12 protein-coding genes are annotated in these 13,961 nt (G+C 47.9%); 10 read left to right on the plus strand and 2 right to left on the minus strand.

Translation table 11 applies throughout. From position 1 onward, the window contains the following. Window positions 1–27: 27 nt before the first annotated feature. Window positions 28–1,665, minus strand: a complete 1,638-nt coding sequence (locus EKM92_RS08930; RefSeq protein ID WP_125709989.1) for a peptide ABC transporter substrate-binding protein — start codon at window positions 1,663–1,665, stop codon at window positions 28–30. A 380-nt stretch (window positions 1,666–2,045) separates the two neighbouring features. After that, the gene (locus EKM92_RS08935) at window positions 2,046–2,768 is read right to left on the minus strand and encodes a GntR family transcriptional regulator (RefSeq protein WP_164509953.1); all 723 of its coding nucleotides are present in this window, start codon (window positions 2,766–2,768) and stop codon (window positions 2,046–2,048) included. 94 nt (window positions 2,769–2,862) lie between these two features. Between EKM92_RS08935 and EKM92_RS08940 the strand changes: the two genes are divergently transcribed. From EKM92_RS08940 to EKM92_RS08980, 10 genes are all read left to right on the plus strand, one after another. After that, window positions 2,863–3,609 (plus strand): MurR/RpiR family transcriptional regulator, encoded by a 747-nt coding sequence (locus EKM92_RS08940; RefSeq protein WP_164509954.1) that lies wholly within the window; start codon window positions 2,863–2,865, stop codon window positions 3,607–3,609. Window positions 3,610–3,880: 271 nt separating this feature from the next. Then, window positions 3,881–5,221 (plus strand): PTS sugar transporter subunit IIC, encoded by a 1,341-nt coding sequence (locus EKM92_RS08945; protein ID WP_125709994.1) that lies wholly within the window; start codon window positions 3,881–3,883, stop codon window positions 5,219–5,221. 94 nt (window positions 5,222–5,315) lie between these two features. Further along, a complete protein-coding gene (locus EKM92_RS08950) occupies window positions 5,316–6,773 on the plus strand; it encodes a 6-phospho-beta-glucosidase (RefSeq protein ID WP_125709996.1) in 1,458 nt (485 codons plus the stop codon). 48 nt (window positions 6,774–6,821) lie between these two features. Beyond that, window positions 6,822–7,745 carry an ROK family protein gene (locus EKM92_RS08955; RefSeq protein WP_125709998.1) on the plus strand — a complete coding sequence of 308 codons (924 nt, stop codon included), beginning with the start codon at window positions 6,822–6,824 and terminating at the stop codon, window positions 7,743–7,745. 1 nt (window position 7,746) lies between these two features. After that, window positions 7,747–8,232, plus strand: coding sequence for a hypothetical protein (locus EKM92_RS08960; RefSeq protein ID WP_125710001.1), 486 nt, complete (start codon window positions 7,747–7,749; stop codon window positions 8,230–8,232). Between the two features lie 342 nt (window positions 8,233–8,574). Beyond that, a complete protein-coding gene (gene glpK, locus EKM92_RS08965; RefSeq protein WP_125710003.1) occupies window positions 8,575–10,083 on the plus strand; it encodes a glycerol kinase GlpK in 1,509 nt (502 codons plus the stop codon). Window positions 10,084–10,114: 31 nt separating this feature from the next. Then, window positions 10,115–11,956 carry a type 1 glycerol-3-phosphate oxidase gene (gene glpO / locus EKM92_RS08970; protein ID WP_125710005.1) on the plus strand — a complete coding sequence of 614 codons (1,842 nt, stop codon included), beginning with the start codon at window positions 10,115–10,117 and terminating at the stop codon, window positions 11,954–11,956. Window positions 11,957–11,964: 8 nt separating this feature from the next. Further along, window positions 11,965–12,669, plus strand: coding sequence for an MIP/aquaporin family protein (locus EKM92_RS08975; RefSeq protein ID WP_191988953.1), 705 nt, complete (start codon window positions 11,965–11,967; stop codon window positions 12,667–12,669). 134 nt (window positions 12,670–12,803) lie between these two features. Next, window positions 12,804–12,926: a hypothetical protein gene (locus EKM92_RS13815; RefSeq protein ID WP_263853891.1), complete on the plus strand. Its 123-nt coding sequence runs from the start codon at window positions 12,804–12,806 to the stop codon at window positions 12,924–12,926. Next, entirely contained in the window at window positions 12,907–13,941 is a 1,035-nt protein-coding gene (locus tag EKM92_RS08980; RefSeq protein ID WP_125710009.1) for a zinc-dependent alcohol dehydrogenase family protein, read from the plus strand. The genes EKM92_RS13815 and EKM92_RS08980 overlap by 20 nt, the downstream gene beginning before the upstream one ends. Window positions 13,942–13,961 lie beyond the last annotated feature (20 nt).

Here is a 13,961-nt window from a genome sequence, read left to right on the forward strand (position 1 = left end):
TGCATCGCAGCGAGGTCATAACTCTAGTTAGTTGCTTAACTTAGCGCCGGTGTAGTTGAAGGTGTTAGCTGGGCTATAAGTCAAACCAGTGATCTTAGGACTTTGCAACGTGGAAAGCACACGTTGGTAAATAGGCACAACGCCCATGTCCTTCGTCAACAGTTGTTGGGCTTGAACCAAGTCGTTCCAACGCTTGTCAGCGTTAGTGGCATCAGTAGTCTTAGACTTTTCGATCAAGGCATCGTATTGCGCGTTAGACCACTTACCATCATTGTAAGAGTTGGTGGAAGTGAACAGATCCAAGAAGCTGATGGCATCTGGGAAGTCAGCACCCCAAGCGGTGATGACCATGTCGAATTGACCGTTAGCAGAGCGGGTCAAACGGGTCTTGAATGGCACTGTGGCAGTGGTGACTTTCATCCCAGGTAAGTTCTTTTCCAAAACGTTTTGCAAGTATTCGGCAGTGGTTTTGGCGTTGGTGGTATCATCAGTCATCAATTCCAAGTTCAAGCTAGATTGACCGACTTCTTTCAAACCTTCAGTAAACAATTGCTTAGCTTTGGCAGGGTCATACTTGGTGTATTGGCTCGTACCTTTAGCAGCCGTCTTCGCAAAATCAACAGAAGAATCAGATGGGTCAGACATCAAGCCTGCAGGCGTAACGCCTGTGGAAGCCAATGAGCCGTCGTTGAGCACTTTTTTAATGTATTGATCGCGGTTCAAGGCATATGAAATGGCTTGGCGGATCTTCACATTCTTAAAGGCAGGGACTTTCTTTTCGTTGAGTTCCAGATAGAAAGCAGACGTTTGTTTCAACGCTTTGTAGTCTTTGTTAGACTTTGCAGAAGCGGCTTGTTGACCACCTAAAGTGACTTGATCTAACTTCTTAGAGTTGTACAAGTTCAAAGCGGTTGAAGAATCTTTGACCACTTGTGTCTTGATGGTCTTGATGTGAATGTTTTTAGCATTCCAGTACTTCGGGTTCTTGGTTTCAGTCCAAGAGTTACCAGTCCCATTCCAACCAGACAAGGTGTAAGCCCCGTTTGTCAGGACGTCTTTGGAGTTCGTGCCATATTTAGCGCCATATTTCTTCACAGCCTTTTCAGATTGTGGGAAGAACGCAGGGTTTGTCAACATGGTGTTGAAGTAAGGGATCGGCTTTTCCAATGTTACTTCAAAGGTTTGGTCGTCGATGGCCTTAACGCCTAAAGTATCAGGCTTCATTTTGCCAGCCATGATGGCATCGGCGTTTTTGACGCCGGAGAATAAGTAAGCATATTGGGCTTTGGTGGCAGGATCAACAGTGCGCTTCCAAGCAAAGACGAAATCTTTAGCCGTTAACTTAGAACCATCGCTCCAAGTGGATTTGCGCAACTTGTAAGTGTAGGTCAAGCCATTGTTGGTGGCTTTGGTCACTTTAGTTGCCAACCCAGGTGTTAACTTCGTGCCTTGATAATGGTACAAACCTTCCATGGTATCAGTTAACGCTTGACCAGAAATGGCGTCAGTGTTTTTGGATGCATCCATGGTTGAGATCACATCAGATTCCATCCGGTTCCAAGTGTTGGCACTAGATGAACTCGACTTGCTGCCACCACAAGCAGCAAGGATCGCAGTCAGCGCAAGCATGCCGGCGCCAGCTGTAAAGAACTTCGCTTTCTTCATGCGAATACCCCCTTATAATTGTCCCTACGCTATCACCCCACTTGATGGTAGCGCTCGATTATCGCCACTTTACATTAGAAGAATATTAAAGTAAAGTGGTTGATTTGAATTCACAGAATCCTTTAATCAAAATGAAATGGCGGTGTGGCCTAGATGGCATCGACATGTTGAAATGATGGGGTTCAATCTTTGGTAGCGTAAGCAAAACCGCTATTTTTTATTTCATCAGTATTGTTATCACTGATGAAGAATTCGATGAGAGCGGTCACCTTGCGATGATGAGGCTTTTTCTCATTGTTTCTTGGTTAATAAGGCGAAAGGTTTGTTGCTTTTTGTTTCATGTGAAACAAAAAGCCCTTCTGTGCGCCAGAAGGGTAAGCTCATGATTGTTGGTAGGTGTTCATCATCGCGTATCCGCCTAAACGCGCGAGGTTTCGCACCGTTGAATAGTCGATATTTTCGCCGGTTGACAGCCACATGACTTGTTCGACTTCCAACACCGGCTCACCAGGTTCAGCTTTTAAATACAAGACATCTCTTGAATTAGCTAAGGTGGCGGTAATGTCGCGCTTGGCACCAGATAACCGCAAACCTAACGTATCACATAAATAAGCATATAAGGAGCCGTGAAGCCTTTCGCGCGTTAAGCCTGGCGCAAGTTTCAACGGGATAAAGTTATGTTCTAAAAAACGCGGACGGTCATCGATTTTGCGCAAACGGTCGATCACATACACAGGTTCATCAGCGCGTAAGCCTAGTTTGGCTTGTACTAAAGCACTCGGCATCGTGACGTTAAAGCCTAACAAATCGCTGGTAACATGTTGTTCACCGCGCAATTCAGTTAAGCCATTGAATCGCGACTCTGGGGCTTCATCACCATGAGCCGCCACATCACCTAAAACATAAGTACCGCGACCGGATTGTTTGTAGACTAAACCGAGTTGCGCTAAACGGTCGCAAGCTTCACGAATCGTCACTCTCGAAACCCCGAATTCTTCAGCAAGCGTATTTTGATCAGGTAAGCGTGACATCGGGGGATAAATTTGATCATGGATTCGGCGTTGGATCTCGCTGGAAACCTTTTCATATTTAGACTTTGACATGATCCGCCTCCTTTTGTCTCCATTATATCGCAAATGACAGCGCTTGACCGATGTATACCAATGGCGCATTATAATGAGGTTAGGAGGGGTGTCGATGTTTCCGTATGAGAAGTTACAAACGCTCAACGAGCTAGAAACTGTGGTATACAACTATATCAACAAACACCAAACCGCGGTCGAAACCATGACGATCCGCGCCCTCGCGCAAAAAGCACATGTCTCTACCAGTACCATTTTGCGTTTTGCCGAAAAAATGGGTTATGAAGGTTATTCAGAATTGCGCTTTGCATTAAAGCAACACCGCAAACATACGCAAGAAGTCGCGCGTGGGGAAACTTATGATATCACGATGCCATTGGCAGACTTTTTCTCAAAAGTGAATTCAGTGGACTTTGGTAAGTTGATCGACCAAGCGATGGACTTGATCGATCATGCGCCATTAGTGCTGTTTTATGGGATCGGTAGCGGGAATTCATTGGCGCAGTATGGGGCACGTTTTTGGTCAAATGCTGGGAAATTATCACTGCCAGTGATGGACCCATTCCAACCATTTCCTGCACACACGCCTTTACCTGAAGGTACGGTGATGGTGGTGCTGTCAGTATCAGGGGAGACGCAGCAAGTCATTGAATTGGTGACGAAGGTGCAACCAGATCATGTGAAGATCATTGCCGTCACCAATCATGGGAATTCGACCTTGGCGAAAATGAGCGATTTAGTGATCAGCTATTATATGCCAGATTTGGTTCATGGGGATTTGAATTTAACCACGCAAGTCCCAATTGTTTATTTAATTGAAATGATCGCTCATAAGCTGGATGCCGAACGCAGTCAAACATGAATGATTGCGTCAGTGCACCTTACCCTGAAAAAACCGAATTTGTCCTGACCTCATGGAACATGTTACATATGCGTAACATGTTTTTTGATTGTCTACGTGTTTCTCAATTGTTAGAAAACGTATACAAGATTCTCGCGAACGCATACAATGTAACATGTAATCATGATTAGTGCGTACCCCCCAGATACGCAACTTACTTGGGCCCAGATCAACTTTTTCCTGCTAGCGTGTGGGCGCTAGCAGCCGCAATTAATATATTGGAGTGAATATTATGAATGACTACATTAACAACAAATTGTTGCCAAAAGTCATGAAGTTCACCAACAGTAAGATCATCGTCGCGTTAAAAGACGGGATGATCTACACCATTCCTTTCATCATTATTGGGTCGGTGTTCTTGATCTTATCTTCCTTGCCTGTTGAATCTTGGGCAGCTTGGATGAACAGTACCGGGTTGGTACCATATTTCAACCAGGCCACGAACTTCTCCTTTAACGTCATGTCGCTGATCGCCGTTACTGGGATCGCGTATGAATGGGCGCATAACGAACACATTGCACCAATGCCAGCCGGGATCACGGCTTTGATCAGCTTCTTGGTCGTTCTTCAACCAACGGCCCCGATCGTTGATGGCACTGGCAAAGTCTTAGTTAAAAACGTCTCTCACTTAACTGGCTTTATCGATACTTCTTGGTTAGCTGGTAAAGGGATGGTTGCCGCGATCATCATTGGTTTGATCACTGGCTGGATCTATTCTTGGTTTGTTACCCATAACATCACGATCAAGTTGCCTGAACAAGTGCCTGCTAACGTGGCCAACTCGTTTATCGCGTTGATCCCAGCAGCTGTGTTGGTCACCGGTTGGATGTTAGTTTACATGGCATTTGATCATTTTGCCCATACTTCTATGTTGCAATTTATCTACAATGTCATTCAAACACCACTGCAAGGGATCACCGATTCCTTCGGTGGGGCGTTGATCGTACCAATTTTGATTTCGTTCCTGTGGTTCTTTGGGGTCCATGGTTCCTCCATTGTTTCTGGGATCATGACTGCGATCTTACTTTCCAATGGGACTGAAAACGCCAAATTGTTCCATGCTGGCAACTTAACCCAAGCTGCTGGTGGTCACATTTTCACCCAAGCTTTGCTTGATCAATTCGGTACTGTTACTGGTGCCGGGATCACCATCGGGATGGTTGTTTACATGCTGTGGTTTGCGAAGTCTGAACAAATGAAGTCTTTAGGGAAATTGGAAATCGTTCCAGCATTGTTCAACATCAATGAACCAATCTTGTTCGGTGCACCAATTGTCTTAAACCCAATGATGCTGTTGCCATTCATGCTCACCCCAATGCTTTCCATGGGTCTGACTTATTTGGCCATCAAGATCGGGATCATTCCGCTGTTCAATGGTGTGTATGTGCCTTGGACCACGCCGCCAATTATTTCTGGTTTCTTAGTTGGTGGCTGGCGTACCGCTTTGTGGCAAGCTTTGATGCTCGTCATGACCTTCTTCGTTTACTTGCCATTTGTTCGTCGCCAAGACAACATGCTGTTCTCTCAAGAACAACAACGTTTGGCTGAAGAAGAAGCAGAAGCTGCTAAGTAATTTGTAAACATGTTGAGGCGAAATACCACGCAGGAGGATTTCCCCCGCCTGCAGGGGATTTCGCCTTTATTGACACAAGGATTGGAGTTTAGTGATGTCACAATTGAGAAAAGACTTCTTATGGGGCGGCGCTGTGGCTGCCCACCAGCTGGAAGGTGGCTGGCAAGCTGGTGGTAAAGGCGTCAGTGTTGCTGATGTGATGACTGCCGGTGCTAACGGGGTCGAACGGCGGATCACTGATGGTGTGAAACCTGGTGAAAATTACCCCAACCACGAAGGTATTGATTTTTATCATCAATATCAAAGTGATGTCGATTTGTTTGCAGAACTCGGTCTCAATTGTTTCCGCACCTCCATTGCTTGGACGCGGATCTACCCTAATGGGGATGAAACCGAACCAAATGAAGCCGGCTTGAAGTTCTATGATGATTTGTTTGATGATTTGTTAGCTAAAGGTATTCAACCGGTTATTACCTTATCGCATTTTGAAATGCCATATCACCTGGTCAAAGAATATGGTGGCTGGCGGAATCGCAAAGTGATCCAATTTTTCGTGAACTTTGCCACCACTGTGTTTAAACGCTACAAAGACAAAGTGAAATACTGGATGACCTTTAACGAAATCAACAACCAAGCGGAATATTCTGGTTCGTTTGCATTGTTTACGAACTCAGGTATTAAAGTGGCCCCAGGCGAAAACGCGGAAGCGGTGATGTATCAAGCTGCCCATTATGAATGTGTGGCTTCTGCTTTAGCGGTTCAAATTGGGCATCAAATCAATCCGGATTTCCAAATCGGTGCGATGATCGCCATGGTTCCGTTATATCCAGCTAGTCCTGATCCTCGCGATATTTTCAAGGCAGAACGCGCGATGCAAGCACGTTATTGGTTTGCCGAAGTGCAAGCAACAGGGTACTATCCTGCATGGTTGACCAAATATCAAGAAAATTCAGGTTTTGACTTGGATATCACGTTAGAAGATCGTGATGTCCTGCAAGCAGGAAAAGTCGATTATATCGGTTTCTCCTATTACATGTCAAACACTGTGAAGGCTAAAAAAGACGAACCAGACTCCTTTAAATACGAAGAAGCAGTCGATCAAGTCCGCAACGAAACCGTCCCGATTTCTGAATGGGGTTGGCAAATTGATCCCATGGGCTTACGCTATGCCATGAACTGGTTTAATGATCGCTTCCGCCTGCCATTATTCATTGTTGAAAATGGTTTTGGGGCAGTCGACAAACTGGATGCCAATGGTCATATTCATGATGATTATCGCATCAGCTACTTGCGTGATCACATTGAACAAATGAAGCTCGCAGTCGCAGTCGATGGCGTCGATTTAATGGGTTACACGCCGTGGGGGTTCATCGATTTGGTCAGTGCCGGTACTGGGCAAATGTCCAAACGCTACGGGATGATCTATGTCGATAAAGATGATGATGGCAATGGGACCTTAGCGCGTTCGAAGAAAGATTCGTTCTATTGGTTCCAACATGTCATTGCGACCAATGGCGAAGATCTGTCAGACGTCACGCCAGATTATCGCTAAATGTAAAAGCCCGCACTGCGGGCTTTTATTGTCAGAAGGGAAGTCAATATGCATAATTACGTCAGTTTTGATATTGGTGGCACAACCATCAAATATGGCCTAGTCACAGGCATTGGCGAGATCTTGGCCCATGATGCTGTACCGACGCCAAGTGATCGCGCCGAGTTGTTAGGTGTTTTATCCAGTGTGGTAAAACAATACGCTGATCAACACCCACAAGCCATCGGCATCAGTGTCCCTGGCATTGTCCAACGTGATGGGTTTATGATCACTGGTGGCGCGATCGATTGTTTATATGAATGTCCATTAGGTGAACTCGTTTCAACAGCGACTGGTTTACCTGTCCATGTGGAAAATGATGCCAACGCCGCGACCATTGCTGAAGCATGGCTTGGTGCCGCACAAGGTGTCAAAGATTATCTGTTGCTCGCCTTAGGCACCGGCATCGGTGGCGGGATCGTCATCAATGGTGAAGTGTTCCGCGGTGCTCACGGGATGGCTGGTGAAATCGGTTGGAATGTGACCCATGAAGTGGATTGGACCGATGATCTTGAAGCCAGTTCCTTAAACTTCCATGCTGCTGTGGTATCAGGATTGGTGCGCCGGTATAATGCCAGTTTGAAGCGCGTCGATCATGACGCTGACGAAGTGGTTGATGCGCGTGATATTATTACTTTAGCACATCAAGGTGATGCGATCGCCACACCAATTTATCATGATTTCATTGTTGATGTGGGGATCATGTGCTGTAATTTATTTGCAACCTTAGATCCTGAGTTGATTTTGATCGGTGGCGGTATTTCTGCCAATGATCAATTCATCGCCGATTTACAAGCGATGGTTGACGAATTAGAGACCCGCCACACTGGTCTTAGTCACGTCAAAGCGCGAGTCTTAGGGAAAGTGGTGGCGGCAGGCCTACGCAATAATGCTGGTTTGTTAGGTGCTGTATACCCATTAGTGGAGGAATAATATGCTGAGTTATCACTTGTTGCGCAACGATTTGACGAAAGAACAACGATATTTAAAACGCTGGGCCAAGCGAGGTTATCAATTGACAAGCGTTCATGGTTCTTGGCATCATTTTGAGAAAATGGCCAAAGCGCCTGCATCAACGCTACAAGTGGTCGGCATTGATGCAGATCCTGAAGCTAGTACGGTGTATACGCGCAAGCTCGGTCGCCGGGTGTTATATCGCGTTGGGACGTTGTCAGGCGATGATGAACGTGCTGTTGCCGCGTATCATGCCTTCATGCTTGATCAAGGGACCCGTCAAGAGTGGCGCGGTGGCATGGCGATCGGTGCTGGGGTATTGTTATATGGCATCAGTCGCATCGCATCATTTGGCAATATCGTATTGATGATTTTAGCTGCATTGATTGTGGCATACGGTGTTTGGACGATGTTTGTCGGACTACACAATACCGTTGCCTCTGCGCATGCCGAAACCGCCCAATAAAAGTGCCACTCCCATAACAGCATCTCTAAACCCGGCAAACTGAACGGTTTGCCGGGTTTTTGCGTGGTTGAAAGGATTGATTGAGACAAATGATTGCAGATCCAACAGTTGACGTTGTGTGACGATCAGGTCTAAAGATGTCGACAGACATGTTCTAATCATTCTCACGAATTTCTAATCAAATAAAAAAACCGTCCAGAAGGCGCCGGCTACTTATTTGTGACGTGTAAAATACAAATGTAGACAACTTAAATTATTAGAATTGTTCTAAACTAGTTTACCTTCTGAAATGGAACCGTTATCATGAAGCCGTATTAATCTTATTCACGAGGAGGAATATAGATGGGAGACCAACAATATGTCCTCGCCATTGACGAGGGTACCACTAGCACGCGGGCATTGATCATCGATCATTCAGGGACGATCGTGGCAGATGCCCAACGTGAATTTCCGCAGTATTTTCCGCAACCGGGGTGGGTTGAGCACAATGCTAACGAAATTTGGAATGCCGTGTTGTCAACGATTGCAACGGCTTTTATCAACAGTGGCATTCAGCCACGGCAAATTGCTAGCGTCGGCATCACCAATCAACGTGAAACGACGGTGGTATGGGACAAACAAACCGGACTGCCGATTTATAACGCAGTGGTGTGGCAGTCGCGGCAAACCAGCCCAATTGCTGAGAAACTGAAGGCAGATGGTTACAGCGAGCTGATTCACACACATACCGGATTGTTAATCGACGCATACTTTTCGGCTACCAAGATTCGCTGGATTCTGGATCAAGTACCAGGGGCGCAGGAACGTGCGGAAAAAGGGGAGTTGATGTTCGGTACGATCGACACCTGGATCAGCTGGAAGTTATCTGGCGGGGCCATTCACGTGACTGACTACACTAACGCGAGTCGGACGATGTTGTTCAATATTCACACGCTGCAGTGGGATGACGAGATTTTGCGGATCTTGAATATTCCTAAGGTGATGTTGCCAGAAGTTCGTAGCAACTCAGAGGTATACGGACAAACCGCAGCCTATCATTTTTACGGCAGTAGCGTCCCGATCGCTGGGATGGCAGGCGATCAGCAAAGCGCTTTGTTTGGGCAACTGGCGCTGTCACCAGGGATGGTGAAAAATACGTATGGCACTGGCTCCTTCATCGTGATGAATACGGGAGAAACACCCACTATATCGACGCATAACTTACTGACTACCATTGGCTACGGAATCAACGGTAAAGTCACTTACGCCTTGGAAGGCTCAGTGTTTGTGGCAGGTAGCGCGATTCAGTGGCTCCGAGACGCGATGGAGCTTGTGCAGTCAGCACCAGATTCAGAGCAAGCGGCCAAGGACTCGACTAGTCAAGATGAAGTGTATGTGGTGCCGGCATTCACTGGGTTAGGGGCACCGTATTGGGAATCCGATGCCCGCGGAGCAGTGTTTGGCCTCACCCGCGGTACGACCCGTAATGACTTCATCAAGGCGACCTTGCAATCGCTGGCGTACCAAAGTCGTGATGTGGTGGAAACCATGATTCAAGATACCAACATCGAGATCCCAGCGTTACGTGTCGACGGCGGGGCCGCGAAAAACGATTTTTTGATGCAGTTTCAAGCAGACCTCTTGGGTACGCCAGTTGAGCGTGCGGCCAACTTAGAAACCACCGCAATGGGTGCAGCCTTTTTAGCAGGGCTAGCGGTAGGTTTTTGGCGGGACACCGATGAACTCAAGCAATTGACTGGTGTGGGGAAGCGTTTTGAACCGAATATGCAAGCAGCGCGGCGCACGAAACTATACGCAGGCTGGCAACGGGCAATCGCAGCAACCATTGCGTTTGCACCAACCAAGGATTAAGGAAAAAGGATTCACTAAGGAGGAACTTACAATGGGATTTTCAGCAAGCACACGGCAACAAACCATCATGCAACTCAAGCAGACTCAGATGGATTTGCTTATCATCGGCGGTGGGATCACCGGTGCTGGGGTAGCGATTCAAGCTGCCGCTAGTGGCATTAAAACGGGTTTGATCGAAATGCAAGATTTCGCAGAAGGCACTTCTTCGCGCTCGACTAAGCTGGTACACGGTGGGATTCGCTACCTAAAGACGTTTGACGTCGGGGTAGTCAGTGACACTGTCAAGGAACGTGCTGTGGTGCAAGGAATCGCGCCACATATTCCACGACCGTTCCCAATGTTGATGCCGATTTACGCTGAACCGGAAGCGACTTACGACATGTTTTCCGTTAAAATCGCGATGGATCTTTACGATCGACTTGCCGGAGTTGATGGGACCCAGTATGCCAATTACACGATTGACAAAAAAGAAGTCCTTCAACGCGAACCTGGCCTTAAAAGCACCAATTTAGTAGGCGGCGGCGTGTACCTTGATTTTGTGAACAACGATGCGCGCTTGGTGATCGAAAACATCAAAGAAGCTGCAGAGTTAGGGGCCTTGGTGGCTAGCCGCGTGGCTGCGATCGACGTGTTGCATGACGACACTGGCCGGGCCATCGGCATCAAGGCCAAAGACACTTTGACTGGCGAGATTTTTGAGATTCACGCCAAAGTCGTGATCAACACCACCGGTCCCTGGGTAGATAAGTTACGCGCAGTGGATGACAAACTTGATCATCAACCGATGCTACGTCCAACCAAAGGGGTGCACTTGGTGATCGACGCCGCTAAGCTCAGCGTTCCGCAACCGACTTATTTTGACTCAGGGGTGCATGACGGTCGCATGATTTTCGTGGTGCCGCGTGAAGGTAAAACTTATTTTGGGACCACTGACACGGACTTCACTGGCGACTACGCACATCCGACAGTCACCCAAGCTGACACAGATTACTTGCTGGCAGCGATCAACAACCGTTATCCGAAAGCCAACGTTACCCTTGCTGACATTGAGGCCAGTTGGGTCGGGCTGCGGCCACTGATTGCCGCTAATGGTAGTTCTGATTACAACGGGGGTGGTGCTAATGCTGGTAAGGTGTCAGATGCCAGCTTCGACCATTTGATTCAAACCGTCAACGACTATGAAGATTTGTTGGCGACCCGTACAGACGTCGAGCAAGCCATCAGTAAGTTGAAAACAGCGCACGCGGAAGACACGTTGAAGCCGTCGCAAGTATCTCGAGGCTCTAATCTTGAAACCGAGGCAGATGGCATGGTGACATTGTCCGGCGGGAAAATCACCGACTATCGTAAAATGGCGGCTGGCGCTTTGGCCTTGATCCGACAGATTTTATCTGATCAGTTTGGCCAAGAGGTCAAAACCATCGACAGCAAGAAACTTCAGGTGTCTGGGGGGCATTTTGATCCAACCAACGTTGAAGATACTCTGAAGTTCTATACGCGCATTGCCAAAGACGCCGGTATGTCAGAAGCAGATGCAGCCGACTTGGCCAACCGCTTCGGTAGCAACACTGGTCGAGTGGTGACGTATGCTGAAGCCGGTGCAGCGACAGGGCTTTCTCTGAAGGAAACAATTTCGCTACGCTACTCAGTAAATGAAGAAATGACCATGACGCCGGTAGACTATCTTCTGCGTCGCACCAACGCCATTTTATTCCACGCGGAAAGCGTTGCGCAATTAAAGCAACCTGTGATTGACGAAATGGCACGTTTGCTGGGCTGGGATACCATGACGAAGGCGAATATGACCGCTGAGCTTGATCAAGCCATTGCAGAAAGCCAGCTGACAGCATTGAAAGAGGCGGTGACACAATGACGACCACGGTGATGACACAAGCGTTAGGTGAATTTATCGGTACCTTGATTTTGGTCCTTTTAGGTGATGGGGTCGTGGCTGCGGTGTCGTTGGAAAAATCCAAAGCCAAAGGCGCTGGTTGGCTTGCCATTGCGCTGGGCTGGGGCCTGGCAGTGACACTTGGGGTTTACGCTTCAGCTTTCCTTGGGCCAGCACACCTGAACCCAGCAGTCACATTGGCGTTTGCTTTCAGTGGTCACTTCCCATGGACAAGCGTCGTGCCGTTCGTTGTTGCCCAAATGCTAGGCGGTTTTGTTGGGGCAGTGTTGGTTTGGCTGCAGTATCTGCCGCATTGGCGCGAGACGTCAGATGCTTCCGCGATCCTCGGCACCTTTGCCACTGGTCCAGCAATTCGCAATCCGCTGGCGAACTTCTTTTCTGAAGCGCTGGGGACGTTGGTCCTGGTGTTCATGCTGTTGGCATTTACCAAGGGCCAGTGGACTGAAGGCTTGGCACCGCTTGGCGTGGGAGCCTTGATCACTGCCATCGGCTTTTCACTTGGAGGTACCACCGGTTATGCGATCAACCCAGCTCGTGACCTCGGCCCACGCATTGCGCATGCAGTGCTTCCGATTGCTGGTAAAGGCGACTCGGATTGGGGTTACGCCTGGATCCCAGTGTTTGGACCGTTTGTTGGTGGGACGGTAGGCGCATTGCTGTTCAACTTGATTTAGGTTACTGTTTCACGTGAAACGTCGATCATCGTTGATCGACGTTTTTTCGTGACTTGTACAAAAAAATTTCAAGTTTTCCTTGCCTTAGAGTCGCTTCAAGGTTGTATGCTGAAGTTATTAAAGGAGGTGGTCGCATGAATTCGATCATTTTAATTGGCGCTGTTGGTGTGATGGTCACGCTATTGGGATGGCTCATGCCAACACCTGTCGTTGTCGTCAATCAAAAAGGAGCTCAACATGAAAACCGTCGTCTTTGAAGCACCAGGTCACGTGGCCGTTAAAGAATTTGAAAAACCTACTATTGAACAACCAAACGATGCCGTTATCAAAATTATCCGCGCTTGTGTGTGTGGCTCTGATTTGTGGTGGTTCCGCGGGTTGTCGAAGCGTGAATCAGGATCTGTGGTCGGACATGAAGCCATCGGTATTGTAGAATCAGTCGGTGCTGCGGTGACTCATGTGGCACCAGGGGATTTTGTAATTTTACCTTTTACTCATGGTTGCGGTCATTGTGCTGCTTGCCGTGCTGGCTTTGAAGGCAACTGCTTGAATGCCAAAGAGCAAGGTAGCAGTGGCTTTCAAGGGGAGTACGTGCGCTTTACTGAAGCCGATTGGTCATTAGTGAAGATCCCAGGTCAACCTGAAGATTATACTGATGCGCAACTTAATGACTTGTTAGCGTTGTCTGACGTGATGGCCACTGGTTATCATGCTGCCGCTAGTGCGGAAGTGAAGCCTGGCGATACCGTGGTCGTCATGGGCGATGGTGCCGTTGGCTTGTGTGGTGTGATCGCGGCTAAGTTGATGGGAGCAACGCGGATCATTGCAATGAGTCGCCACGCTGATCGTCAAGCCTTAGCTAAAGCTTTTGGCGCCACAGATATTATTGCTGAACGCGGGGATGAAGCCATTGCGAAAGTGGTTGAAATGACTGATGGCGGCGCTGATGCCGTACTGGAATGCGTTGGCACAGCGTTATCAGTTGATACTGCGATCAAATGTGCCCGTCCCGGTGCTGTAGTGGGACGAGTTGGTGTCCCACAAGAAGCGACTGATGCCAATGCGACGCCGTTTTGGACCAATGTTGGGTTACGCGGCGGCATTGCTAGTGTCACCACATATGACCGTCACGTTTTGCTTGATGCCGTGTTAAAAGGCGATATTCACCCAGGCTGGGTATTCACCAAGCGATTTAAACTTGATGATGCGCAAAAAGCTTATGAAGCAATGGATCAACGTGAAGCAATCAAATCATTACTGATCATTGAATAATTCAAAATGGCAACCGCTTG

It is taken from the genome of Lacticaseibacillus porcinae, assembly GCF_003946305.1.
In the GTDB taxonomy this organism is placed as follows: Bacteria; Bacillota; Bacilli; order Lactobacillales; family Lactobacillaceae; genus Lacticaseibacillus; species Lacticaseibacillus porcinae.